The 24,615-nt window shown below is 73.1% G+C and carries 20 protein-coding genes and 1 pseudogene; 10 read left to right on the top strand and 11 right to left on the bottom strand.

From position 1 onward, the window contains the following. Nucleotides 1-22: 22 nt before the first annotated feature. Nucleotides 23-265: pseudogene (locus tag CS0771_RS39285) on the top strand (DUF6055 domain-containing protein); the annotation flags it as partial. A gap of 140 nt (nucleotides 266-405) precedes the next feature. Here CS0771_RS39285 and CS0771_RS22755 read toward each other — a convergent pair. After that, nucleotides 406-951: a TetR/AcrR family transcriptional regulator gene (locus CS0771_RS22755; protein ID WP_212845986.1), complete on the bottom strand. Its 546-nt coding sequence runs from the start codon at nucleotides 949-951 to the stop codon at nucleotides 406-408. 110 nt (nucleotides 952-1,061) lie between these two features. Here CS0771_RS22755 and CS0771_RS22750 point away from each other — a divergent pair, with 110 nt between their 5' ends. Next, a complete protein-coding gene (locus tag CS0771_RS22750; RefSeq protein ID WP_244870962.1) occupies nucleotides 1,062-1,583 on the top strand; it encodes a hypothetical protein in 522 nt (173 codons plus the stop codon). Between the two features lie 113 nt (nucleotides 1,584-1,696). Here CS0771_RS22750 and CS0771_RS22745 read toward each other — a convergent pair whose 3' ends face one another. From CS0771_RS22745 to CS0771_RS22730, 4 genes are all read right to left on the bottom strand, one after another. After that, complete coding sequence (locus CS0771_RS22745) at nucleotides 1,697-3,007, bottom strand: M23 family metallopeptidase (protein WP_212842884.1); 1,311 nt, start codon at nucleotides 3,005-3,007, stop codon at nucleotides 1,697-1,699. A gap of 207 nt (nucleotides 3,008-3,214) precedes the next feature. Further along, nucleotides 3,215-6,070, bottom strand: a complete 2,856-nt coding sequence (locus CS0771_RS22740) for a BTAD domain-containing putative transcriptional regulator (protein ID WP_212842883.1) — start codon at nucleotides 6,068-6,070, stop codon at nucleotides 3,215-3,217. A 141-nt stretch (nucleotides 6,071-6,211) separates the two neighbouring features. Continuing rightward, the gene (locus tag CS0771_RS22735) at nucleotides 6,212-6,982 is read right to left on the bottom strand and encodes a hypothetical protein (RefSeq protein WP_212842882.1); all 771 of its coding nucleotides are present in this window, start codon (nucleotides 6,980-6,982) and stop codon (nucleotides 6,212-6,214) included. 55 nt (nucleotides 6,983-7,037) lie between these two features. Next, complete coding sequence (locus CS0771_RS22730) at nucleotides 7,038-8,060, bottom strand: hypothetical protein (RefSeq protein WP_244870961.1); 1,023 nt, start codon at nucleotides 8,058-8,060, stop codon at nucleotides 7,038-7,040. A 433-nt stretch (nucleotides 8,061-8,493) separates the two neighbouring features. On the opposite strand from CS0771_RS22730, the gene CS0771_RS22725 reads away from it, so the two are divergent. The 6 genes from CS0771_RS22725 to CS0771_RS22700 all read left to right on the top strand — a co-directional run bounded on the left by CS0771_RS22725 (nucleotide 8,494) and on the right by CS0771_RS22700 (nucleotide 14,279). Further along, entirely contained in the window at nucleotides 8,494-8,856 is a 363-nt protein-coding gene (locus CS0771_RS22725; RefSeq protein WP_212842881.1) for a VOC family protein, read from the top strand. Between the two features lie 278 nt (nucleotides 8,857-9,134). Further along, nucleotides 9,135-9,887 (top strand): ABC transporter ATP-binding protein, encoded by a 753-nt coding sequence (locus CS0771_RS22720; protein WP_212842880.1) that lies wholly within the window; start codon nucleotides 9,135-9,137, stop codon nucleotides 9,885-9,887. Continuing rightward, nucleotides 9,884-11,206: an FtsX-like permease family protein gene (locus CS0771_RS22715; RefSeq protein ID WP_212842879.1), complete on the top strand. Its 1,323-nt coding sequence runs from the start codon at nucleotides 9,884-9,886 to the stop codon at nucleotides 11,204-11,206. The genes CS0771_RS22720 and CS0771_RS22715 overlap by 4 nt, the downstream gene beginning before the upstream one ends. Nucleotides 11,207-11,220: 14 nt before the next feature. Continuing rightward, nucleotides 11,221-12,462 carry a sensor histidine kinase gene (locus CS0771_RS22710; protein ID WP_244870960.1) on the top strand — a complete coding sequence of 414 codons (1,242 nt, stop codon included), beginning with the start codon at nucleotides 11,221-11,223 and terminating at the stop codon, nucleotides 12,460-12,462. Next, nucleotides 12,459-13,094 carry a response regulator transcription factor gene (locus CS0771_RS22705; protein WP_212845984.1) on the top strand — a complete coding sequence of 212 codons (636 nt, stop codon included), beginning with the start codon at nucleotides 12,459-12,461 and terminating at the stop codon, nucleotides 13,092-13,094. The genes CS0771_RS22710 and CS0771_RS22705 overlap by 4 nt, the downstream gene beginning before the upstream one ends. 213 nt (nucleotides 13,095-13,307) lie before the next feature. After that, a complete protein-coding gene (locus tag CS0771_RS22700; protein WP_212842878.1) occupies nucleotides 13,308-14,279 on the top strand; it encodes a GNAT family N-acetyltransferase in 972 nt (323 codons plus the stop codon). Here the strand turns inward: CS0771_RS22700 and CS0771_RS22695 are convergent. Further along, the gene (locus tag CS0771_RS22695; RefSeq protein WP_212842877.1) at nucleotides 14,261-15,232 is read right to left on the bottom strand and encodes a helix-turn-helix transcriptional regulator; all 972 of its coding nucleotides are present in this window, start codon (nucleotides 15,230-15,232) and stop codon (nucleotides 14,261-14,263) included. The genes CS0771_RS22700 and CS0771_RS22695 overlap by 19 nt on opposite strands. A 59-nt stretch (nucleotides 15,233-15,291) precedes the next feature. On the opposite strand from CS0771_RS22695, the gene CS0771_RS22690 reads away from it, so the two are divergent. Next, the gene (locus CS0771_RS22690) at nucleotides 15,292-16,503 is read left to right on the top strand and encodes an MFS transporter (RefSeq protein WP_212842876.1); all 1,212 of its coding nucleotides are present in this window, start codon (nucleotides 15,292-15,294) and stop codon (nucleotides 16,501-16,503) included. A 170-nt stretch (nucleotides 16,504-16,673) separates the two neighbouring features. Here CS0771_RS22690 and CS0771_RS22685 read toward each other — a convergent pair whose 3' ends face one another. The 5 genes from CS0771_RS22685 to CS0771_RS22665 all read right to left on the bottom strand — a co-directional run bounded on the left by CS0771_RS22685 (nucleotide 16,674) and on the right by CS0771_RS22665 (nucleotide 23,203). Next, nucleotides 16,674-18,458 carry a hypothetical protein gene (locus tag CS0771_RS22685; RefSeq protein WP_212842875.1) on the bottom strand — a complete coding sequence of 595 codons (1,785 nt, stop codon included), beginning with the start codon at nucleotides 18,456-18,458 and terminating at the stop codon, nucleotides 16,674-16,676. A 49-nt stretch (nucleotides 18,459-18,507) separates the two neighbouring features. Beyond that, the gene (locus CS0771_RS22680) at nucleotides 18,508-19,110 is read right to left on the bottom strand and encodes a Fic family protein (RefSeq protein ID WP_212842874.1); all 603 of its coding nucleotides are present in this window, start codon (nucleotides 19,108-19,110) and stop codon (nucleotides 18,508-18,510) included. 73 nt (nucleotides 19,111-19,183) lie between these two features. After that, nucleotides 19,184-20,359 carry a hypothetical protein gene (locus CS0771_RS22675; protein WP_212842873.1) on the bottom strand — a complete coding sequence of 392 codons (1,176 nt, stop codon included), beginning with the start codon at nucleotides 20,357-20,359 and terminating at the stop codon, nucleotides 19,184-19,186. Nucleotides 20,360-20,461: 102 nt separating this feature from the next. Further along, a complete protein-coding gene (locus tag CS0771_RS22670) occupies nucleotides 20,462-21,724 on the bottom strand; it encodes a hypothetical protein (protein WP_212842872.1) in 1,263 nt (420 codons plus the stop codon). Between the two features lie 21 nt (nucleotides 21,725-21,745). After that, entirely contained in the window at nucleotides 21,746-23,203 is a 1,458-nt protein-coding gene (locus tag CS0771_RS22665; RefSeq protein WP_212842871.1) for an RNA-guided endonuclease TnpB family protein, read from the bottom strand. A 396-nt stretch (nucleotides 23,204-23,599) separates the two neighbouring features. On the opposite strand from CS0771_RS22665, the gene CS0771_RS22660 reads away from it, so the two are divergent. Continuing rightward, nucleotides 23,600-24,520, top strand: a complete 921-nt coding sequence (locus CS0771_RS22660; RefSeq protein ID WP_212842870.1) for an SMP-30/gluconolactonase/LRE family protein — start codon at nucleotides 23,600-23,602, stop codon at nucleotides 24,518-24,520. Nucleotides 24,521-24,615 lie beyond the last annotated feature (95 nt).

The following is a 24,615-nucleotide window of genomic DNA, read 5'->3' as shown; positions in this document are numbered from 1 at the left end:
CCTCTTGGCCATGGGGAGGTAGGTGGCGAGAGTGACCGGAGCCGACGGCTGGACCTTCGGCTTCGTCGCGGTCCGCAACGACGTGCCCCGCTACGGGCCGCTGACCACCTCCAACGACGGCCAGCTCAGCTTCCAGACGCAGTCGGGCGAGAGGCAGGTGTTGCTCGTCGTGACGGGCACCCCGACGGCGGTGCCGAAGTACGCCTTCCTCGACGGCTGGCCGATGCAGCGGCGCTACCGGTACGCGTTCCGCATCTCGGGTGCGACCCCCGAGGGCCACCGGCCCGGCCAGCTCTCGGCCAGGTCGAAGCCCTTCGGCCGGCCTCGGTGTCGGCGACGAGGTACCACGACGGGCCCTTGGCGACGATGCCCAGCGGGGCGGCCCCCGCTCGCGCGGCATCGCGCTCAGCGGCCGAGAAGCCGGGACAGGACCGGCCGGGCTGCTTCCAGGGGATCGGTGCCGGGTGGGACCGGGATGGCACCGGCGATCCACAGACTGGCGAAGCCGTGGGCGATGGACCAGCCCGCACGGGCGGTGGTCGCGCCGCCGTCCGGAGTGGACCCGACCGTCTCCGCGCCCTGCCGCAGCAGGCTGCCGGCCCGTTCGCGGGCGATCCGCACCGCCTCGTCGTCGGCGCGGTAGATCTTGGGCTGGAACATCACGCCGAAGTGGACCGGATGCTCCACGGCGAAGCGCACGTAGGCCAGCCCGGCTTCGAGGAAGTCGGCGCCCGCCGCGGCGAGGGCGTCGGCGAGCAGCTCATAGCCCTCGGCGGCAAGGGCGGTGAGCAACCCGGCCTTGTCGCCGAAGTGGTGTGCGGGGGCGGCGTGCGAGACACCGGCGCGGCGAGCCAGCTCGCGCAGGCTCCAGCTGTCGAGGCCGGATTCGCCGATGGCGTCGACGGCGGCGGCGAGCACGGTGCGCCGCAGGTCTCCGTGGTGGTATCCGATCGCCCTCACGTCCTTCCGATGCCGGGACACCTATCTTGCCATTGACAACTTCTTCGCGTCCAGCGTACCGTCAAGCCAACCTTGACAATGTCTAGATTGCAGGAGTCGTCGTGGTACTCGCCGTTCTGCTCATCGGACTGCTGCTCTTCCGCGGGCTCGGCGCGCTGGGCGTGCGCCGGTTCGCAAGCTGGCCCGCCGCCGGGGCGCATGCGCTGGCGGTCATGCTCCTCATGACCGCCAGCGCGCACTTCGTCCCCGACGGCGTCACCGTCATGCCCAACCATGCCGACCTCGTGGCCATGGTGCCGCCGTTCGTACCCTTCCCCAGCGCCATGGTGTACGCCACCGGGGTGCTGGAGCTGCTCGGCGCGCTCGGCCTCGTCGTGACCCGCACCCGGCGACCGGCCGGCCTGGCCCTGGCCGCCCTGTTCCTGCTCCTGCTGCCCGCCAACGTCTACGCCGCGGTCTCCGACGTGCCGTTCAGCGGCGAGCCGGCCTCACCGCTGTGGCAGCGCATCCCGGAGCAGGCGCTCTACATCACCGTCGCGCTCGCGGCAGCCTTGTCCGCACCCGCTCGTCACGGCAACGCTCCGGCCCTGCACCCGGTCGATGCCGCAAGACCTGCTCCGTGAGCCGGCTTGGGGCATCCGCGAGCGCGGGTGCCCCAAATCCGTATCTCAGCGGGTCCCGGCGAGCTCGGGCTCTACCGGGGCGCTGCTCGCCGAAGGGCTCCCCGCTCCGGGTGTCACGCGGCGTAGATGAGCTTGACGCCGCCGTTGCTCAGCACCGCCGCCGTGGAGCCGCGGACGCCGGAGTTGAGGTTGCGCCAGCCGTTGTAGCTGCTCGCCTCGAACACGTAGTTGCCGCTGGTGGTGTAGATGAGCTTCTCGCCGGCCAGGTTCAGCGCGGCGATGGAGCCGCCGCCCACTCCGGAGATGCCGGTCCACACGTTCGCCCAGCCGGCGTTGCTGGCCGCCTCGTACACCGAGCCGCCGTTGAGCACGTACAGGATCTTCGTGGTGCCCAGCGTGATCGCGGCGACGGCCTGGCCGGGCACCCCGGTGTTCAGGTTGCGCCAGCCGTTGGCGCTGTGCGCCTCGTGCACGTAGCCGCCGACGATGCTGTAGACGTACTTGACGCCGCCGAGCGCGATCGCCGCGATGGAGGAGCTGCCCACGCCGCCGATCCCGCTGTTGAGGTTGCGCCAGCCGTTGTTGCTGCTCGCCTCGTGCACGTAGCCGCCGACGACGCTGTAGATCAGCTTCTCGCCGTTGAGGTTGAGCGCGGCCAGCGCCGTGCCCTGCGCGCCCTGGATCCCGGTGGACATGTTGCGCCAGCCGGTGCTGCTGGCCGCCTCGAAGATCTGGCCGCCGTTCGACGAGTAGATGATCTTCGTGCCACTGACGTTGATCACGGCGAGTCCGCTGGCCATGACCGCGCCGCCGCTGCCCGAGACCGGCAGCGCCTGCCAGCCGGTGTTGCTGGCGGCCTCGTACACCTGCCGCCCGCCCGGGTTCGCACCGATGTAGACCAGCGGGTTCACGTAGTTGTTGTTGGGGTCGAGCATGTGCCAGTGCAGGTGCGGGCCTGTCGAGCTGCCCGAGCCCGGCGCTCCGGCCGCGCCGCCGGAGCGGCCCACGATCGTGCCCGCGCCGACGTAGGTGTTGTTGGCCAGCGAGAACTGCGACAGGTGCAGGTACTGGCTGCGCCAGCCCTCACCGTGGTGGATGGTGACGGTGTGCCCGGCGTTGCCGTTGTAGGCGATGTTCTGCACGGTGCCGGCGCCGCAGGCGGGCAGGGGCGTGCCCACGCCCATGCCGAAGTCGACACCGCCGGCCGAGCCCCGGGCCAGGTGGCACTCCCAGGAACAGGTGATCGAATAGCCGCTGAACGGGTGGTAGATCGCCGGCGCGGCGTGGGCGGTGCCGGGCAGCGCCAGCACACCGCCCACCGACATCGCGCCCGCGCCCAGCACGCCGGCCCGCAGCAGTGCGCGTCGGCTCAGGGTGTCCACGGGCTCGCCGCCGCAGCTGTCGATCGGGGGTTTCTGCCTCATGCTCGCTCCTTGTTCGGTGGTGGCGTCCGCCGCCGCGCGGCCGCCTGACGGCACCGGGCAGCCGCCGCGGGCGACGGGCGCCCCGGCACGGTGGGTATGCGGAGGGAAGGTGCGGAGGACCGGCGACCCCGCGCGGTCTCTCACATCCGGGTGGATGAATGTGTCCTCATCGTGGGCCATCCGGCCACACGGCAGCACATCCGATCGTCATACGCCTTCGGCGCCGTCGAGCCGGGCGAGCCGTTCGCGGACCTCGCGGGCGTCGGGATGGCCCAGTTCGTCGAGCTTGGCCAGCGACCGCCGCCACGCCTCGGCGGCGGCGCGCCCCTCCCCCGCCGCATGGTGCGTGTCGCCCAGGTGTGTCAGGGTGATCGTCTCGTAGTACGGGTCGTCCAGCCGCCGCAGCACCACCAGGGCCTGCCGGTAGTGCACGACGGCACGCCGGTGGTCACCTCGGCTGTGGTACGCGAAGCCGAGGCTGTCCAGCGCGTTGGCCAGGCCTTCCCGGTCGCCCAGCGCCCGGTGCACGGCGACGGCCTGCTCGCAGTGTTCGACGGCCTCGGCGTACTGGCCGAGCTGGGCGTGCAGCCAGCCGATGCTGTTGAGCGCCTGGCCCTGCCCGATGCGGTGCTCGGCGCGCTTGAACCGGTACAGGGCCTGCTGCGCGTCGGCCAGCGCGGCGAGCCGGTCGCCCTGTCCCTCGTGGACCAGGCTCATCCGCAGGTGCGTGTACGCCTGCCCGACCAGATCGTCCAGCTCGCCGAACAGGCCGTCGGCGCGGCGCAGGTGCGCGTGCGCCTCGTCGTAGCGCTTCAACCGGTTGCAGGCCAGCCCCAGGCTGCCGTGCGCATGGGCACGGCCGACCCGGTCGGTGCAGCGCTCGGCGACGGCCAGCGCCGTACGCTGTGTCGCCACCCAGTCGTGCCAGTGCCCCGACCGGTCCAGGAACGTCGACATCGCCGAGGCGAGCTGCCACGCGTGCACGCCGAGGTTCTCGTCGGCGGCCGTGTTCAGCGCGGCCACCAGCACCGGGTGCTCCACCGCGAACCAGGCCGACGCCCGCTCGGCGTCCGCGAACGCCGTCACCGCCGTGCCGGGCTCGGCCGGCACCAGCTCCAGCCGGATCCGGTGCGGATAGATCAGCAGCGCCGCGGCGTATGCGCTGTGCAGGTAGTGGGCGAGCAGCCGCCGCCGCGCCGCCTGCAGGTCCGGTCCGCTGTCGGTGTCGCGGGCCAGTTCCGCCGCGTACGCGCGGAGCAGGTCGTGCATCGAGAACCGGCCCGGCAGGTGCTCGGTGACCAGGTGAGCGCGGACCAGCTCGGCCAGCAGTGGCCGGACCTCCTGCGGCGGCTCCCCCGCCAGGCTCGCCGCGGCGTCCAGCCCCACGTCCTGGCCCGGATGCAGACCGAGCAGCCGGAACAGCCGCGCCGCCGGGGAACTCAGCCGCCGGTAGGACCAGGAGAACGCGGCCTGGACGTCGGTGGTGAAGTAGTCGCCGTCCAGGCCGTGCGGGCTCCCGCGCGCCGCGGACAGCTCCGCCGACAGGGAACCGAGCGGGAAGGCCGGGTTGACCGCGGCGCGCGCGGCGACCATCGCCAGCGCGAGCGGCAGGCGCGCGCAGTGGGCCGCGATCTCGTCGGCGGCCTGCGGGTCGGCGTCCACCCGCTGCGCCCCGAGCCGGGCGCTGAGCAGCTCCCGGGCTTCGGCGGCGGGCAGCACGCCGAGCGTGACCGGGACCGCGCCCTCCCGCGCGATCAGGCCGATCAGCTGATCGCGGCTGGTGACCAGGACCATCCCGCCGCGCCCGCCCGGCAGCAGCGGCCGGACCTGCTCCGCGTCGACGGCGTTGTCGAGCAGCACCAGCACCCGGCGGCCCGCCACCATGCTGCGGTAGAGCGCCGCCTGCGCGTCCAGGCCCGCGGACACCCGTTCCGGAGCGGCGCCGAGTGCGTCGAGGAAGCCACGCAGCGCCTCGCCGGGGTCCATCGGCCTGGCTCCCGGATGGAACCCGCGCAGGTTGACGTACAGCTGCCCGTCGGGGAACGCCGCCGCCGCCCGCTGCGCCCAGTACACCGCCAGGGCCGTCTTGCCCACCCCGGCCGTGCCGACCACGACGGCCACCGCCGTGGCGGCCGACCCGGCGCCCGCGGCGAGCTCGTCGAGGCGGGCCAGCTCGGCGGCGCGACCGGCGAATCCGCGTACGTCGAGCGGGAGCTGCGCGGGCACCAGGACGGCGGCGCGGCTTACGTCGTGATCGGATCGCGTCGGCACCACCGCCTGCTGCCGCTCGACCGGCGCGTCGAGCGTGTTGTCGCCGCGCAGGATGCGCCGCTCCAGGTCGCGCAGGTCACGGCCGACGTCCAGGCCGTACTCGCCGGACAGGACCCGGCGTGCGCTGCGGAACGCGCCAAGCGCGTCGGTGACCCGGCCGCCGCGATGCAGGGCGATCATCAGCTGGGCGACGAAACGCTGCCGCACCGGGTTGGCCGCGACCGCGTCGGTGAGCGCCGGCACGATCCCCGCGTGGTTGCCGCAGCCGAGTTCCGCGTCGAACAGCTGCTCCAGCGCCGTGTCCCGCTGCTCGCTCAGGTAGGCCCGCGCGGCGGTGGCGAACGCGGCCCGCACCCCGGCCAGCGGCACCGTGCCGCGCCACAGCCCGAGCGCCTCGCGCAGCAGGACCGCGGCGTCGGCCGGTGTCGCCGCCACGCGGGCCCGGCGGACGAGCTGCTCGAAGACCGCCAGATCGAGCCGCCCGGCGGTGATGCGCAGGGCGTATCCCGCCGCCTGGCGGTCCACCGTGGCCAGTGGCCCGTCCCCGTCGTGCAGGGCCGCGCGCAGCGCCGACACCATGTTCTGCACCTGGACACCCGCCGTGCGCGGGGCGGCCCCGCCCCACATCGCCTCGACGATCTCACCGGTGGCCACGACCCGGTCGGCCCGCAGCATGAGGAAGGCGACGAGGTCGAGCTGCTGCCGGCGGGCGAACCGCACCGGAGCACCGGACGCGACGACCTCCACCGGGCCGAGCACGCGGAAGTTGCAACCGTCGCCGTCTGCGATCATCGGCGCGATGGTATCCGGGCCCGGTGAACCGTCCCAGCCCGACTTCGCACCGGCTGCGCTCCCGGCCCGGGTGAGGCTACGCCCTGAACCCGGATCACCCGCCTAGGAGTCCGCAGAGCCGCGCGAGCGGCCGCCGCCCCGTCAGCCGATGTACGGCCCGCTCAGCGTGTCCGCCTGCGCCGAGTCCAGTTCCTGGACCGCCCTGCGCAGACCGCGGGCGAGCGCAGCCGCGATCGCCGAGCCCGTGGAGTCCACGGGACGGAACCGGTGCCGGACGAGGTTGACGCGCAACGGACCCGTCGTGGACTCCATCTCGTCCAGAATCGTGTGGACCGCGCGCACGGCACCCTGCTCCAGCTCGGCCACCCGCGCCTCGGTGACGGCCTCGCGGTCGGCGTCGGAGACCACGACGAAGCCGCGGCCGACCGCGACCTCCCGCGCCGGCACGCGCTCCACCTCGACGGTCACTCTCGCCCCGCCCACGTCGCTGCCGACGTCGGCCGGGTTGGTGACCCGCGCCCGTACCCGTCCGCCGGGCTCCGCGGTGGCTGCGAGCCAGTGCCGGGCGAAGCCCACGGGAACCGGAAGCTGCTCGACCGACTCCCGCACCGCCCGCGAGGCGGCCGAGTGGATGCCCCCCCAGGACGAGTCGATCGGATGGACCACGTGCCGGACCAGCACCACTCCCAGCGGACCGACGTGCGGCTCCAGATCGTCCAGAGCCGACCGCACGCCGGCCAGCGCCCTGGCCTCGATCTCCGCGATCTCGTCCGCGCCCATGGGGTAGTCCGGCTCGTGCTGCACGAACCCGTCGGACAGCACCACCTCACGCACGGCCGCCTGCTCGACCTCGACCGTGGCCCGCACGCCCATGTAGCAGCCGAAGATCGGAGTATTGGTCCATCGCACCACGTCCGCAGAGCTTAACGGCCACGGCACGTGCCCACCTCCCCTATCGCCTGCCGTCTCACCGACCTGTCGCACCGATGTCGAGCAGGCGCGGCTCTGTCTCCGTTGTACGGAGCAGGCGCGGCTCAGCGCGTCTGCGCGCGACGGCGACCACGGCGGCGGTCGCCCACAGGACCGCCACCGTCAGCACCGCGAAGGCCAGCGACGTCTGCCAGTCGGGGTGGATCACCGACTGACCCCGCCTGGCCTGCCAGGTCAGCACCGCGAACAGACCGGTGTAGCCGAGTCCGGCGACACCCACCAGCCGGGCGCGGACGCGTTCGTCGCGCAGCCAGCCGCGCCGGGCCGCGAGCACGCTCAGTACGCCTGCGACGAGCAGCAGCAGCTGGATGCCGTGCAACCCGACGAAGTGCGGCACGCGCAGGTCGCCGCCGGTGGTGCTCCAGTGGGTGACGGCCATGCCGCTGCCGTCGGGGTCGCCGATGCCGTGGCCGCCGTTCATCGTCACCACGTTCCCGTTGGCGTCGGTCACCGTGCGGGGCGCGGCGTCGGAGTTGCTCAGCCAGACGGCCACGACCATGCCGGCGACGGCGAGCCCTAGCCCCGCGCGCAGGGCACGGGTCAGCGCACGGTCGCCGGGCCGCTGGATCAGGACCAGGACGGCGATGACGAGGGTCGTGAGCAGCAGCGGCAGGACACCGAAGTTGAACACCGTCCGCACGGTCTCGGCGACCGGGTCGGTGTTGGCGTTGAAGTGGCTGACGGTGCCGTTGGCGGCGGCGTAGACGACGGCGCCGACGTCCAGCAGCCCGGCGACGGCGAAGAGGGTGCCCAGCCACCAGCCGAGGCGTCTGCCCCGGTGCAGCCTGCCGAGCAGCCACGCCAGCGTCAGGCCGTACACTCCCATGGCGAAGCCGAACTTCATAGGCTTCAGCCACACCGACTCGCCCAGCAGCATGCGGTCATCGGTGAACATACCCACGGCGCACAGCAGCACCAGGGTGAACATGGCCATTGCGTTGGCCGTCAGCGGGCGGTGCCGGCCGCCTATCGCACCGGCGGCTGTCTTGAGGATGGTCATGGCACGCTCCAGAACACGGATCAGCACGTCAAAGCCGCCCATGAGCCTTCCGGAAGCCACCTCGCCGAACCATGCGGCCGACCCCCGGGTTCGCCCGGGGGCTGACCCCCGCACCGCGCGTCGTGCTCCCCACCGGGCCCGTCGCCGGTCAGCACCGGTCTTGACGCCCATCGGGTCAGGCACACCCCATCGCTGGCGCGGTCCTGCCGGGCCGCGCAGCGCTATCTCGCCGACGCGACACGGAACTCCAGCGCGGCGACGTACGGGCCTGGCACGCGTACCGAAAGCGCCGGGCACAGCCGCCCGTTGCGCTGAGGCAAGGGTAAACCGCTACTTCAGCGGTGGATGTGGCGAGTACGGTGTGGCTGTGGGCTGGTGATCGCGTGCAGCGGCGGCTTACCGAGACAGCCGCGCGGACGCGAAGGAGCGGACAGTGCCAGGCGCTGAACTGCGAGGGGTGACGCTGGACTGTGCCGACCCGCAGACGCTGGCGGGCTTCTACGGTGCGCTGACCGGGATGCGCGAACTCTTCAGCACGAGCGAGTTCGTCGCTCTGACGGACGACTCCGGCTGTGATCTGGGATTCCAGCGGGTTGACGGATACCGGGCTCCGCAGTGGCCGGGTCAGGACGTGCCACAACAGTTCCACCTGGATTTCCGCGCTGACGACCTCGATGCGATGGAAGAGCTGGCGCTGGAACTCGGTGCGACCAAACCGGACCATCAGCCCGGCGGCGGACGCTGGCGGGTATTCCTGGATCCGGCTGGCCACCCCTTCTGCCTGACGTCTTCCTGACGTCACCGGCGTGCACGCCCTGGTGGCGTTCGACCCGTCCTGCTCAGCGTCGGCGGCGTCCAGCCTGGTCGCGTCGGCGGCGGACAATCAGCCGGCCCGCCAGCGTGATCTCCTCCAGCGGATGCGACGCCGAACGCTACAGCTCGCGGTCGGGGCGCGCGAGCGCAATGCCCGCTGAGCCGGGCTGGGTCGGCGTCCGCCGCGGTGGGGCCAGCCCCACCGGACAGTGACGGATCAGCACTATCGATCACCTGCGGCCGGCTGCCTAGCGTCGTGGCATGAACGAAAACACTCCCGCCCTCGCGGTCGAGGCGCTCACCAAACGGCACGGGTCCGGCGCGGGCACCGTGGACGCGCTCGTCGGCGTCGACCTCATCCTCGCCCGCGGCACGTTCACGGCCGTCATGGGCCCGTCAGGCTCAGGCAAGTCGACGTTGCTGGCCTGCGTGGCGGGCCTGGAGCAACCGACGTCCGGCCGCGTCCTGCTGGACGGCGTCGACGTCACGTGCTGGGACGAGGCCCGGCGCACCCGGATGCGCCGCGACCGCATCGGCTTCGTGTTCCAGGACTTCAGCCTCGTCCCGTACCTGACCGCGGAAGAGAACGTGGCGCTGCCCGCCCGCCTGGCCGGCCGGCGCGCCGACCCGCGGGCCGTGCGGCAGGCCCTGGCCCGGGTGGGGCTGGAGAATCGGGCCGGGCACCTGCCCGGTGCCCTTTCCGGAGGCCAGCAGCAGCGGGTCGCCATCGCCCGGGCGCTGGTCATCCGGCCCGCCGTGCTGCTGGCAGACGAGCCGACGGGCGCGCTCGACAGCACGACCGCACGCGAGGTGCTGCAGCTGCTGCGCGCCGCCGTCGACGAACTCGGGCAGACGACCGTGATGGTCACCCACGACCCGGTGGCGGCCTCCTGCGCCGACACCGTCGTGTTCCTGGTCGACGGGAAGGTCGCCGGGCGGATGACCGCCCCCACCGCCGACGCCGTCGCCGCGCAGCTGGCGCACCTCGACCAGCTCATCGGGGCGGCCCGATGACCGCGCTGGCACTGCGCTCGCTGCGCCACCGCATCCCGGCAGCCGCGGCGACCCTGGCGGCCGTCCTGCTCGGCTCGGCGCTGATGGCATCCTTCGCCACCCTGGTGCAGTCGGCGGCCGGTGCGCACGACGCCGACCGCGAGCTGCTGATCATCATGGGCGCCGTCGTCGGCAGCTGGGGATCGCTGATCGTGCTGTTCTCCGTGGTCTCGACCGTCGGCATCGTCGCCGAGCAGCGGATCGGCGAGGCCGCGCTGCTGCGGACGATCGGCGCGACCCCCCGGCAGGTGCGGGCCCTGATCGTGTACGAGGCCGCAGCCGTGACGCTGCTCGCGGCGGCCGCCGGTGCCGGGGTGGCCGCGGTCGGCGGCCGGGTCCTGTTCGACGCCCTGCAACGCGGTGGCCTGATCTCGGCGGCGTCGGCCTACGGCGGCGGCCCGGAGTCGCTGTCCGCGGCGGCGGGGCTGGTCGTGCTGGTCAGCGTGGTCGCCGCGGTGATCTCGTCGGGGCGTGCCACTCGCGGCGCCGCCGCGTTCTCACTGCGCCGGGCGGAGGTTCCGGTGCACCGTATGCGCTGGTGGCGGACCCTGATCGGGGCTGTGCTGATCGCGTCGGGTCTGGTGTCGGCGGTCGTCACCGTCACCGTCACCGGCAAGTCCGCTGACGCGTACGCCGCGATGCAGACGTCGGGATCGGCGTCGATCGTGGCCGGGGTCGGGTTGGCCACGCTGGCGCCGGTGCTGCTGCGGCTGCTGGCCGGGCCGCTGCGCCCGCTGCTGGCCGGCTCCGGCAGCGGCTACCTGGCCGCTGAGAACACGACCCGGCGGGCCCATCTGTTCGCCGCGATGCTCGCCCCGGTCATCGTGTTCGTGTCGACCGCCGTCGGCACGCTGCTGATGGTCGGTATCGACAGCCGTACGCTCACCGCCGCCCGCGATCCCGAGGGCGTGGGCGACACCATCACCACGCTCAACTCGGTGGTCATCGGGATGATCTGCCTGTTCGCCGCCATCATGGTGGTCAACGCGGCCGTCGCCGCGGTGGTCGGCCGCCGGGCCGAGCTGGACCGGCTCTGGCGGCTCGGCGCGACCCGCGGCCAGGTGCGCACCGGCGTTCTCCTGGAGGCGGCGGTCGTGTCCGTGATCGGGATCGCGCTCGGGCTGCTGGGCGCGTCAGCGACGGCCGTGCCGTACGCGATCGTCCGGCACGAAGGGGTGGTGCCCGACGGCCAGCTGTGGCTGGTGCCGGCGGTCGCAGCCGTGGCGGCGGCGCTGGCGGTCGCAGCAGCCTGGGGCGCGCAGCGCCGGCCGGCCCGGTGAGAGACTCTCGGGTCATGGGGACCTCGCAGGCGTGGCCGGCACCGCTGACCGCGGTGCCGGCCACCGCCGTCGGCCGGGCCGGGGTCCTCGAACGGCTGCGGCTCACCGCGCTGTCGGCCGGCCACGCGGTGGCGGGGATCGCGGCGCTGGTGCTGGCCCTGCTCATGACCGGCGCGTTCCCGGCTTTGCTGTCGCTGACCGGGTTCCTGATGCTGTGGCTGCTCGTCCCGCTGGCGGCGCGCCTGGCCCGGGCGCACCGCGCCGTCGCGGCGCGGCTGCTGGATGAGCCCGTCGCCGCCGGATACGCCGACACCACCGGCAGCAACCCGATCACCACCATGATGGTCTGGGTACGCGACCCGGCGCGGTGGCGCGACTTCGCGTTCTGCTGGTTCTCCGGCACCGGCGGCCTGCTCATGTCCCTGCTGCCAGCGCTGCTGCTGGCCGGCCCGCCGGTCCACATCGTCATCGGCGCGGCCCAGGGCAGCCTGCTGTGGACCGCCGCGGCCTGCCTGCTGGTGGGGCCGTCCCTGCTGGGATGGTGGTTCGTCACCGTGCCGATGGTCCGTGCCCGCCTGCGCACCGACCAGGCCATCCTCGGCCACTCCCGCAGCGAGCAGCTGCGCAGGCGGGTGGATCAGGTCGTCGAGTCCCGCACCGCGACCGTCGACCACAACGCGGCCGAGCTCCGCCGGATCGAACGCGACCTGCACGACGGCGCGCAGGCCAGGATCGCCGCCGCGGGCATGAACGTCGGGTTGGCCGAGAAGCTGGTGTACACCGACCCGGACTCGGCCGTCGAGCTGCTGCGCGAGGCCCGGCAGACGACGGTGAGCGCGCTGGAGGACCTGCGCACGCTCGTGCGCGGCATCCACCCGCCGGTGCTGGCCGACCGTGGGCTCGCCTGGGGCGTCGAAGCGCTGGCCATACCGATACCCATTCCCGTCACCGTCGCGCTGCGCCTGCCCCGCCTGGCCGCGCCGGTCGAGTCGGCCGCCTACTTCGCCGTCGCGGAGTGCCTGGCCAACGTGGCCAAGCACGCCCGGGCGTCGCGGGCCTGGGTCGTCGGCGAGCACGACGGCGAGACGCTGCGGCTGACCGTCGGCGACGACGGCCGTGGCGGTGCCGACCCGCGTGGCGGCGGCCTGGCCGGGGTGGCACGGCGACTGGCCGCCTTCGACGGGACCATGTCCGTGACGAGCCCCGCCGGCGGCGGCACCGAGGTGCGCATGGAGGTGCGGTGCCAGACCCGCTGAGAGCCCTCGTGGCCGAGGACCAGATGCTGCTGCGCGTCGGCCTGACCAGGATCCTCGAGGCCTGCGGCATCACGGTCGTCGCCGCCGTCGCCGACGCCGACGCGCTCGCCGCCGCGCTGACCCGCGACGATCTGGACGTCGCGATCGTGGACGTGCGCCTGCCCCCGACGCTGACCACCGAAGGTCTGGAGGCGGTCGTCAGGGCACGGTCGGCCCGGCCCGGCCTGCCCGTCCTCGTGCTCAGCCAGTTCGTCGAGCCGCTGTACGCCCGCGAGCTGCTGGCCGGGGGCACCGGATCGGTGGGTTACCTGCTCAAGGACCGGGTCGTCGACGTCGACGGCTTCGTGGCGGCCGTGCGCCAGGTCGCCGCGGGCGGCACCGTGCTCGATCCGGAGGTGGTGGCCGGGCTGCTCAGCGCCCGGCCGCTCGACCGCCTCACCGGCCGCGAGCGGGAAGTGCTCTCGCTCATGGCCCAGGGCCGCTCGAACGCGGCCATCGCCACCCGGCTGCACGTCACCGAGAAGGCCGTCGACAAGCACATCAACAACATCCTGACGAAGCTCGACCTGCCGCCGGCCCTCGACGACAACCGCCGGGTCCTGGCGGTGCTCGCGTGGCTCGACGCCACCTGAGCGCCAGGGCCTCTCGTGACGCGGGTGCGGTGCCCGGTGCCCTACGGTCCGGTCGGCCGGCTGGGCTGCCGGCACGCCCGCGGGGCCCGCCAGCAGGAGCGCTCGGCTCATCGGCAGTCCGAGGATCAATGTCCCGCCGGCCACCGGGCCGCAATGCCGTGGTGGCGCGTAATTCGCTCGCGGCCGGTCGCGGCGCGTACATACGCTCGCGCGATGCGATGGGAACCGCTACGGGTCAGCGACGCCGCCGGCTGGGCCGACGCGGTCGCCGAGGCAGAGCAGGTCGACCGGACCGGCGAGCACTACGACGCCGACGACCTCGCCCGCGAGCTGCAGGACCCCCACCTCGACCTGGCGAACGCGACCCTCGGGGCGTGGGACGGCGGGCGCCTGGCCGCCGCGGGTGTGCTGCGGACCAACGATTCGCCGGTCCCCGTGCACCGGGTCTTCTTCGACGGCGTCGTGCACCCGGCGTACCGGCGGCAGGGCCTGGGCAGGCAGCTGCTGGACTGGGCACTCAAGACGACTCCGGCCGTGGCCGGCGCCCGGCATCCGGGCGCCCCCTGCGAGCTGCATGCCGAGGTCAGCGACGCCAACGACGGCAAGCAGGCCCTGTTCGCGGGCGCGGGTTTCGCGCCGCAGCGCTGGTTCTTCGCGATGCGCCGCCCGCTGTCCGGCGAGCTGCCGCAGGTCTCGGTGCCCGCCGGGTACCGGATCGAGCGGTTCGATCCGGACCGCCACGTCGAGGCCGCCCGCCTGGTCCGCAACGCGGCGTTCGCCGACCACTGGGGCTTCTCCGAACGGGCGGCCGACACGTGGCGGCACTGGATCACCGGCACGCCCGCGTTCCGCCCCGGCCTGTCGTACGTCGCCACCGCCGACCACCCGGCGCCCGCCGACGGCGGTCTGGCGGCGATCCTGCTGGCTCACCACTATCAGGCCGACACTCAGGCGACGGGCCGGTCCGAGGCGTGGATCACCGTAGTCGGCACGCGGCGCGAACACCGGCGCCGCGGTCTGGCGGGCGCGCTGCTCGCCGCTACGCTGCGACAGGCCCAACTCGACGGGTTCGCGCTGGCCGGGCTCGGGGTCGACGCGGACAGCCCGACCGGCGCGCTCGGGCTGTACCGGTCGGCCGGATTCGCCGTCGAGCACCGCTTCGCCCGCTACGTGCGGCCTTTCTGACCCGCGCGGCCGGTCATGGCCTCGCCGAGTGGCGTGCGCCAGTACAGCACCTCGCGCCCGGACCGGCACTTGGCCACCGCGCCCGCGTCGAGCAGCACCCGCAGATGGTCGCTGACCGAGCCCAGGGCCAGGCCGGTGAGCGCGGCCAGGTGCGACGTGCTCACCGGCGTGTCCAGGCGGCGCAGGATGGCCGCCCGGTTCGGGCCGATCAGCCGGTCCAGCCCGTCCGGCGCCGGCGGGGTGGTCTCGGCGAGGACGCCACGGGCCGGGTACACCAGACCGAAGCAGGTGGGCCGATTCCACAGCACCCAGCCGCGGGAGTAGTGCGCCGGGACGAACACCAGCCGTTCGGCCTGGTCGAGCGGCACGGGCGGTTCAGGCAGGTCGTTGACCTGCAGGCGGCCCTCGCCCAGCCAGCGCACGGTGCCTTCCAGGTCTGCGAAGGCGCCCGCCCAGCCTTCGGCGCTGAGCCGAGCGGTGCGCGCCACCACGTCGGCCCTCAGCCGCTGCTCGCGCGCGGGCCACTCCGGCGCGACCGTGTGCGTCCAGACCCAGTCCAGCAGATACACCGCGGTCTGGGCCAGCCCTTCGCCGGACAGCAGGTCGTCGAGCGGGCCCGGTCTGGTCGCCCGCAGGTCGTCGCGGATCTGCTCGTCGGTGTACCCGGCGATCGCCGCGAGCTCCTCGGCGAAGGTCGGCGCCGCCGTCGGCGGGACCCGGGTGAAGAAGTCCGCGATCCAATGGAAGCCGAACGACGCCGCGAGCAGCGCTCGCACCTTCGGCTGCCGGGCCAGCATCTGCTTGTACGCGGCCAGGTGCGGCTGTCGCCAGGCCTGCTGCCATGGGTGAGGGGCGCGGCGCAGCGTCCGCAGCGCGGCGAAGGTGTCGGTCAGCGGCGAGATCGTGAAACGGCTGCGTACGAGCAGATCCACCGGTACCCGCCAGACACCCACGTTTCGCCTCCAGCCGTAACTCTAACGGCTCGCACCCGCCGGACCTCAGGGTCTTGGGCGTGAGGACCTATTCGGAGTTGTTCACCGTCCGCGAGTTCCGCAGCCTGTTCCTGGCCAACTGTGCGGGCATCGCCGCCCACACCAGCTCGGCGCTGGCGCTGGGCTCGCTGACCTACGCCGTGACCGGATCCGCGGCGCTGACCGCGCTGAGCATGTTCGGGGCGCCGCTGGCCGGCGTGCTGGGCAGCGTGACCCTGCTGTCGGCCGCCGACAGCCTGCCGCCGCGCCGGGCGCTGACGCTGGCCGCACTGGTCGCCCTCGCCGGAACCGCGCTTCAGGCCGTACCCGGGCTGCCGATCGGCGCCCGTTTCGTCGTCATCATGCTCGTCGCGTACGTCGGGTCGATCACCGGCGGCGCCCGCTGGTCGCTGCTCAACGACATCCTGCCGCCCGGCGGGTACGTGCTGGCCCGGTCGACGATGAACGCCAGCGTAGGGGTGATGCAGATCGCCGGCTTCGGGACGGGCGGGCTGCTGCTGGTCTGGCTCAGCCCGCACCAGGTGTTCCTGATCGCGACCGCGCTGCGGGCGGTGGCGGTGGCGATGACCTGGTTCGGCCTGCGCGAACGGCCGGCCCGCAGCGGGGTGCGGACGTCCACGCGCCAGACGATGCGGGTCAACCGGCAGTTGTGGGCCGACCGCGGGTGCCGGGCGCTGTACCTCAATCTGTGGCTGCCCGGCGGGCTGGTCGTCGGCTGCGAGGCGTTGTTCCTGCCGTACGCGGGAGAACGGGCCGGGTTCCTGTACGCCGCGGGCGCGCTGGGGATGCTGACCGGTGACGTGGTGGTGGGGCGGATCCTGTCACCGGCTGCCCGCCGCCGCTGTGTCGTCCCGCTGCGGCTGCTGCTTCCGCTGCCGTACCTCGTCTTCGTGATCAGACCTGGACTGCCGCTCGCGATGGTGCTGGCGCTGGTGGCTTCGGTCGGGTTCGCGGCTTCGCTGCCGCTGCAGGAGTGGCTGATCGACCGGACGCCGCCGGAGGCCCGCGGGCAGGCGCTCGGCCTGCAGCAGAACGGCATGATGACCGGGCAGGCGGTGTTCGCGGCGCTGGCCGGAACGGTTGCCGACGTGCTGCCCGCGCACGTGGCGATCACGCTGGCGGCGGGCCTGTCCCTGGCCACGACGTTGCTGCTCAGCCGGAGCCTGCGGTACGCGCGTCCGGCGCCGACACCGGTGGCCGCGGTCGGCCGGGCCGCACCGGCGGGCGCGTGACCGACTCGGCGATCTGCACCGTCAGTGCGGCCGACCGGCCCTTGCCATCACGGCCATGGCCGCGGGCAGCAGCTACGGCCCACCCCGCCGGCGCACGCGGGCCGTACCGATCGGCCGGATTCGCCCTCGACCACCGCTACGCCCCGCTACCTGCGGCCTCCACCGGTCGATCATGTCGCGATCCGCGCCGGTGCCGAGCAAGCCGGAATGAGGCTCGCGAGCCGCAGGAAGCGAAGGGAATCCTCGTCGACGGCCATCGCGGCCGCATAAGCACGCACCAGCACGGCAGGGCGCTGTTCCGGTTCGACGAAGTCGGCCAGCCGAGTGAGTGCGAGGGCCCGGTCGTCGGCGTCGGCTATCTGCCCGGCGGCCCGCAATGCCGCGTCGGCGGCGGCGGTCCGGGTGGCGTTCGGCATCTGGCCGGCGGCGAGGAGCAGGGCGTCGGTACGCGCCTGCGGATCCGGCACCGCCTCCAGAGCCGCCAGCGCAGCGCCGAGGGCATCGTGCCGAAGGTGAGGCGCTAGCGCGACGAGGACGGCGATGCGCTCGTCGCCATCGGCGGCCTCGAGGCCGGCGGCGAGCGCCCGGTCCAGCTGCGCCGGATCGAGGTGGGCGGCCAGGCCGGCCATGATGCTCGCGCGGTCGGCCCGGCCTGCCGCGACGTCGAGTGTCGTGTCGCGCTGATGCGGGGTCATGACGGCGGCCAGGTTCGGGTCGAGCCCGGCCCATCCGTCGTACGACTTCAGCGTGCAGAGGGCGAGGTCGACCGCGGCCGCGCGCTCGCCTGGTGGGAACTGCGGCGCGATCGCGGCAAGGGAGGCGTACCGGTCACCCGCGTAGCCGGCCGAGTCGGCGCTCGTCAGTGCCTGCCTGAGCTGCGCCGGTGTCAGGTACGGGGCCAGGAGTACGACGTGCCTGCCGCCTCGCGGGACGCGGGGGCGGGCGCCGACCATGTCCAGGATCAGCTGGATCTGCTCAGGCGCCAGGTGGCGGAGGAGATCGGGCAGGGCGATGTTGCTGATCGTGTCGTCGGGGCCGGCGGCCAGGACAGCCTGGACCGCGGCCGCGATGGCCGCCGGGCGCCGCTCATCCGCCAGGTGCGGGATCAGGCCGGTCAGGGCGCGAGCCCGATGGCCGGGGTCGGAGCGCGTGGCAGCGGCGGCGACGGCTCTTTCGAGCTGGGCGTCGTCCAGGTGCGGCGCCAGCGCGGTGAGGTCGACGGCGGCGGCGTTGCCGTCCTGCAGTTCGAGGATGAGGTCGAGCGTGTCGTCGCGCTGGTCTGCCGTCAGGTGGGCGCCGATCCAGGTCAGCGTCCTCAAGCGTTCGGACGGCGGCGTCGCGGCCGCGAACTGCTCCAGGGCCGCGGCCAGTTCCGGCGCGGTCAGCTTCGGCGCGAGCGCCAGGACGAACTCGCCTACGCGATAGGGATGCCCGGTCAGCTGACGGAGCACCTTCGGGATCGCGAGGTCTCGCTGTGGCTCGGCCAGATACGGTAGCAGTGCCGCGATGGCGTGGACGAAATCGTCGCGCGTCTGCATGGACATCACCGAAGCGAAGACGGCCTCGACCTGTTCGCGCTCAAGCCGTTCGGCCACCGCCACGACCAGCCGGCTGCGCGGATACTCGGCCAGCTCCGGCAACTGCGCGACGACCTCCCGGAAGCGGGCGTCGGTGAGGTGAGGAAGCAGACCGATGACCATGGACGTCCGATGTCCCTCGTCCGGGAGGGTCGCGGCAGCACGGTAGAGGAGCTCCGGCGTCACTTCGGCCGGCACCTGCACGGTGCGCTCGTCGCGCGAGCCGTCGGCGATGCCGAGCAGCTCGGCCAGGTCAGCGAGGGCGGTCCGGAGAGCGGCCTCAGCCGGGTCGGCACGCTCGCCCGGCGTCCACGTCACGGCGGCTGCGGCCGCCACCGCTCGCCGCGCGAGCATGTCCAGCCGCTCGTGGTCGGTCATGGGCGGTGATCTTGCCAGGATGGGCGACGCGCTGTCCATATCCACCGCCTCACCAGCCGACTCCCGGATCGACCAGGGTGTCGCCGCCACCGGAACCCGGGTGACGGGACGCTCGCAGCCGGCGGCGGTGGGTCGCAGCGGCCATGCCGTGTATCAGCCGGGCGAGGTCTGCGGCGCCATCGGCGTCGTCGGCCCGGCGCACCGGGTTCAGCACCGGCACGACGTCGTCGAGTTCGACCTGTTCACGTAGCAGCACGAACTGAAGCGCGAGCCCGGCCAGGCGCGCGTTGCCGTCGTCGTACGGGTGGAAGAAGGCGACATCGAGGTAGAGCCGAGCGGCTCGGGCAGCGAGCGGTGCCGCCGTTTCGTCTCCCTGCGCCACGCACGTCGCGAACCAGTGCTCCGTGGCCGGGTGCAGGCCATACCGCTCCCGGCCGTTCTTGGCGTACGCGGGACCGCGCCGGAACCGCGCCACCGGAACGCCGAGCGTGATCCTGTTCCATCGGGCGAGCAGCTCAGGCGTGAGGGCGGTGCCCGCGGCCGCCGCGTGCCGTACGTCGTCCTGTGCGTCCAGGAGCCGGTGCAGGCGCTCCGCGCCCCGGTCGGCGGAAGCGCGAGCGTGGTCGGCGAACCCGTCACGTAGTGCCCGCACGGGCCTGACCCCGTCTGAGACGACGTCACGCCAAGCAACCTGCTCCCTCACCTGGCGCCACCTGGCGAGGTGGTCAGGTGCCGGCACGGACGACCTGCTCGGCCAGGCGCTCGGCCACCGAATGCACGTCCGCCCGTGACGGCTCCACCCAGCTGGCGAAGCGGCCATCGGTTGCGTGTGCGATCAGCTCGTCCCGCCTTTCCCGGTCCTCCATGCCGGCGGCGGTGAGGAACCAGCCGAGCACCGTCCGGCAGCACCCGTACCACCCGGACTCGTACTGCGTGCGATCGCCCACCGCGGTCACCAGGTGGGCCACTGCCCGCTCCCAGCCGTCCAGCGCGTCATCGGCGGGCAGGTCACCGGGCAACGGCAGGAAGCGGGCGAACCGCTCGGCGAGATCGACGAGCCAGTCGTGCCACTCCACCACCGATGCGGCGACCGCGGCCCGGGTCGCCTCCGGCGTCGTGATCGAGTGACTCGCGCAGCACCAGGCGCCCACCACACCTCCGTCGAGGTCTCCCTCGCCGATCGACCAGCGCCAGCCCACCACCCACGTCCCGTACTGCTCCACGAGCGCGCTGGTCACCGTCTCCAGCCAGAGATCGATCAGGCGCCAGTCGGCGTGCGGAGCCGGCACGCTCGCCGCCGCCGGCACTCCCGCCAGCACCGCCGGAACGGTCTCCGGGTCGAATCGGCGCCGCGCGGGATCGACCTCGGCCCAGCTCAACCCCGCCGGGTGCGGCAGGCGAGGATGCTGGGGGAAGACGAGGCGCTTGACCGGGCCCATGACGACCCGCCAGGCCCGCGGCACACCGTCGTCGTCCTCGATCGCCCGCGCCGATGACGGCACGAACCGTGAACGCGGGTCGGTGGACAACTCCGTGAGCAGTCCCTGCCACGCCACCACGGCGTCGGCTATACCGGCCAGAACCTCACCCGGCGCCGTGATGGGAGGATTCTCCTGCCGCCATGCGGGGATGCGTCCGTACTCGGCGGTGTCCTCCATCTCCACTCGGTAAGGCCAGCCGACGACCCATGGGCCGTAGGAGTCGACGAGTGCGGCCGTCATCTCGTCGTACCAGAAGTCGACCAGACGCCAATCGGTGCCGGGAGCTGGAACCCTGTCTGCCGGCGGCAGGGCACGGACGATCGACGCGACAGCAGCCGGATCGAATTCTCGCCGCGAGGGGTCCACGTCGAGCCAGGTCAGACGCCACAGGTTCGGTAGCTGGGGTGGGTTCTGCGACATGATCCGTCCTTCCGCGCGGCAGCCGGTCACGATATCGGGCCCCCACCGGGACCGGAACGCGATTACCCGCGAGGGTAGGCGGCCGCCATGATCCGCCGCCGCCTATTTGCGCTCGATCCGGTAGCGCAGCACCAGGAACGGCAGCCCGAAGACCCGGAACGCGTGGTCGGCCCGCAGGTGCCCGTCCACCAGGTAGACGTCGAGCTGCTCGGCGAACCCGTCGACCGCGAGCGAGGTCAGCTCGCCAGTGGCCTCGTCGATGTAGGTGAGGTAGTGGCCGGGCTGGTCGAGCTCGCTGCGGCTGGTCAGGACCAGGCCGCCGCCGGGACGCGGCAGCGGTGCCAGCGTCGCGGTGAAGCTGGCCTGCGGCAGCGGGAAGCCGACGCTCACATAGCCCTGCCCGGCGCGCCGGTAGGTGGTGTAGATGCCGACGTAGATCGGCTCGTCGGTGCCCGCATGGGCCCGGATCCAGCCGCGCACGACGCCGCCGTCCGGGCGGCTGATCGTGTCGATGCGGCTCACTACGCCGCGCTGCGTCTCACGCTGGTTCATCGGGACGTTCGCCTGCCCGAGCGGCCGCGCGACCAGCTGGCGGTAGAGCAGGTAGCCGGGCCGCACCCACAGCCGCCACTCGGGCACGATGTCCAGCCGGAACCGGGTCGTGTGCTCGTAGAACTCGCGCACCAGCGGATCGACCCCGGCCGGGTCGAACCCCGGACCGGCCAGCTCGTCGAGCGAGGCGACGATGCCGACATCGGACGCCGCCTGCGTGTACTCGCCGCCGAGCACCTGCGCCAGCTCGCGCACGTAGCCGGTGCCGACGTAGCCGGTACGGGCCGCGAGCGGCACGACGAACGGCAGGTCGCCAGCGCCCACCCGCTCGGCGAGCAGCCTGACCTGCGGTTCGCGGAACAGCAGCGCGGACAGCACCCGGAAGGCCACCACCACGGCGAAGGCCACCGCAGCCGCGGGCACACCGGGCCACCGCGCCGACAGTGCCCAGCCCACGGCAAGGCCCACGGCGGGACCGAGCAGCACCTTGTACGGCCGGATGCCGAGCAGTCCGGTCAACAGGCCCGCGAGCAAGCCGACGACGACCGGCCCGGCCCCGGTCACCGCACCGAACGCCCAGCCCAGCGGCGCGGCCAGCGCGGCGCCCGCCAGGATGCGCGACCACAGCGCCGGGATCTCGTTCGGCCGCTGCCGCGCCCTGGCGACCACGTCGGCGGCCACCATCACGACGGTTCCGGCAACCGCTCCGGTGGCCATGGCGGCAGGCCCCCGGCCCGCCGTCAGCGACGCTCCGGCCGCCGCGCCGATCACACCGGCGACCACCTTGGAACCCTGCCGCTTCGCCTCTGCCACGCAGCGAATCTACGGCCTGTTTCATAACTCGTTGGAGTGATGAGACAGCGCCCTTCTCGGGCGTCCCCGTCTCGCCCCTGCTGGGGCTGACGGGGTTCCCGCGTCGTCAGGGCTGGTTTCGCCTGCGCGGGTGCGCGGGCCAGAGCCTTCCCCTCGGCGGGCGTTGGTGACCGGGCCCCCTGCGTGGAGGTCCCGGACCTGGGCATCATGCTGCTCGGCCCAGATGGCGAGGTTGACCGCGGCATTGAGGTCGCGATCGGCCTGATACCCGCACGCCTGGCACGCAAAGGTGCGCTGGCTCAGCGCCATGGCCTGGGCGACGGCCCGGCATGAGGCGCAGGTCTTGGTCGACGGGTACCAGCGGTCGGCCAGCGTGAGGCGGCCGCCGCGCCACTGCTGCTTGTAGCCGATCTGGCGGGCCAGTTCGGCCCATGCCGCGTCGGCGACCGCTGCGGCCAGGTGCCGGTTGGCCAGCATGCCGGTGATGGTGAGGGTCTCGATGGCGAGCCGGTCGTGGGTCTTGACCAGCTGGTTGGAGACCTGGTGCAGGAAACGCTGCCGGATCGCGCGGATCCGGGCGTGGTGGCGACCCAGCCGCGCCACCGCCTCACGACGGTTGCGAGAGCCGGGCTGTTTGCGGGTGACGGCGCGGGCCAGGCGACACTGGCGGGCCATCCCGGTGCGTGCGGGCCGTGGCGGGTCGTCCACCCGCAGCACCGGCGTGCCGTCGGCGCGGGCGGCCACGACGAACGCGGCCAGACCCCGGTCGACGCCCACCCACCCCGCGCCGCCGTCGGGCTCATGGCGGGATGTCTCATGCAGGTCGGCGGTCTGGCAGGTCAGCGATACCCACCACCGGCCGGCCCGGTGGCCGACTGTCGCGGACAGGATCTTCGCCCGCCCTTTGCCGATCATGCGGCGCAGGCGGCGGGTGTCCTCACGCACCGCGACCGTGCCGACGCCGGGCATGGACACGGTCCGTGGTGCCTGCCCGCCGACCCGGATACCCGCCCGGCCCCCGGAGGTCTTGTTGCGCAGCCGAAACGACAGCGGTGCACGCATCTTGGACTTGAACCTCGGGAAACCCACCCGCCGGCCCTTGCGGCCGCCGGTACGCGACCCCGTGTACGCGGCCAGCCCACGGCCGAGATCGACCGCGGCCTCCTCGAACACCTGCTGGCACACCTGCGCCCGCCACGCAAGCCCGGTGGCCTGCACCGTGGTCGTTCCGTCGGCGGCGGCCACCAGCACCCGCCCGGCGTCAGCCGAGCACTTCCAGGCGTTGAACGAGTTGATCAGGTCGAAGCCCGACCACGGCACCTTCCCGACCGTCCCACGCTGCTTACCGTCGAGGGCCTGCTTGACCAGCCGAAGGCACTGGTTGTACCCGAACCGGGCCGCACCCGCATGCCGGCGCAGCGCAGCCTCCTGCTCGACAGTCGGGTCCAGACAGAACCGGAACGTGGTGAAACGGGCCACGGCAGCACACCCTGCCACACACCGCCGACAAAACCCCGCCACCTGCGCGCTTCGGCATCACTAACCGCAGCCACGAACCTCGCGACGGCGACCGGCCAGCCGCCTACTTATGAAACACGCCGTAGCCGTGCGCGCTGCGCGGCCTCCGGCCGCTACGGCACATGGGACTCAGCGGCATCAGCACACTCGGCATTCCCGCCGGTCCTCGGCATTCCCGCCGCCGGCAACCGGATCGCGGACAGGCGAGGAAGTCTCCGTTCAACGCGATCGAGCACCGTTGAATCCCGGCGCGACCGCGACTAGTCTGACCGTTCCATGAAGCCCCGCATCAGGCCGGTCGTCTGGCAGCCACCAGCCACTCCCGGGAGAGCGCGGCTGTCGCGCAGCGCGGTCGCGATGCCCCGGCCGGTCCTGCACCGGACACCCGGCGTCGGGCCGGAGGACGTCGCGGTGGCCCCCGACGGCACCGTCTACACCGGCCTCGCCGACGGCCGGATCCTGCGCGTACGCGCCAAGGACGTCGAGGTCGTCGCCGAGACCGGCGGACGCCCGCTCGGCATCGAGGCCGACTCCGACGGCACCCTCGTGGTCTGCGACTCCACTCGCGGTCTGCTCCGCGTGCAGCCGGACAGTGGGGCGATCGAAGACCTCGTCCCCACCGGTACGCCGATCGGCGGCGTGGCTCTGCGACTCTGCAACAACGCGGCCATCGCCGCCGACGGCACCATCTGGTTCAGCGACTCGTCGGCCCGGTTCGACCTCGCGCACTGGAAAGCCGACCTCATCGAGCACTCGGGCACCGGACGCCTGCTGCGACGTGACCCGGACGGCACGCTCACCACCGTCCTCACCGGGCTGCACTTCGCCAACGGCGTCGCCCTGGCCGCCGACGAGTCGTACGTCGCCGTCGCCGAGTCCGGGGCATACCGGCTGACCCGCTGCTGGCTGACCGGCCCGCAGGCCGGGCGCAGCGACGTCCTCGTCGACAACCTGCCCGGCTTCCCCGACAACATCGCGCGCGGCACCGACGGCCTGATCTGGATCGCGATGGGCTCGCCCCGCAACCGGGCGCTGGACCTGCTCGCGGCGCGGCCGCCGATCCTGCGGCGGCTGCTGTGGGCGCTGCCCGACGCGCTGCTGCCGCAACCCGCCGACACGGTCTGGGTCCAGGCCGTCGACGACTCCGGCCGCACGGTTCACGACCTGCAGACGACCACACCGGGATTCTCGATGGTCACCGGGGTACGTGAAAGTTCCGGCACGGTGTGGCTGGGCAGCCTGCACTCGACGGCGATAGCGCACTTCACGCTGCCGTAAGCCGCCGGAGCCGGGGTCTGCGGAGTACGCCCTCGCGCCGCAGCCGGCCGAACGCCCGGGACCCGCGCGCCCACGGCACGCTGGACACTCGACCG

It is taken from the genome of Catellatospora sp. IY07-71 (assembly GCF_018326265.1).
Taxonomy (GTDB): domain Bacteria; phylum Actinomycetota; class Actinomycetes; order Mycobacteriales; family Micromonosporaceae; genus Catellatospora.
Note: the sequence above shows the minus strand (reverse complement) of the source record. Positions and strands in the feature narration are given on the sequence as shown.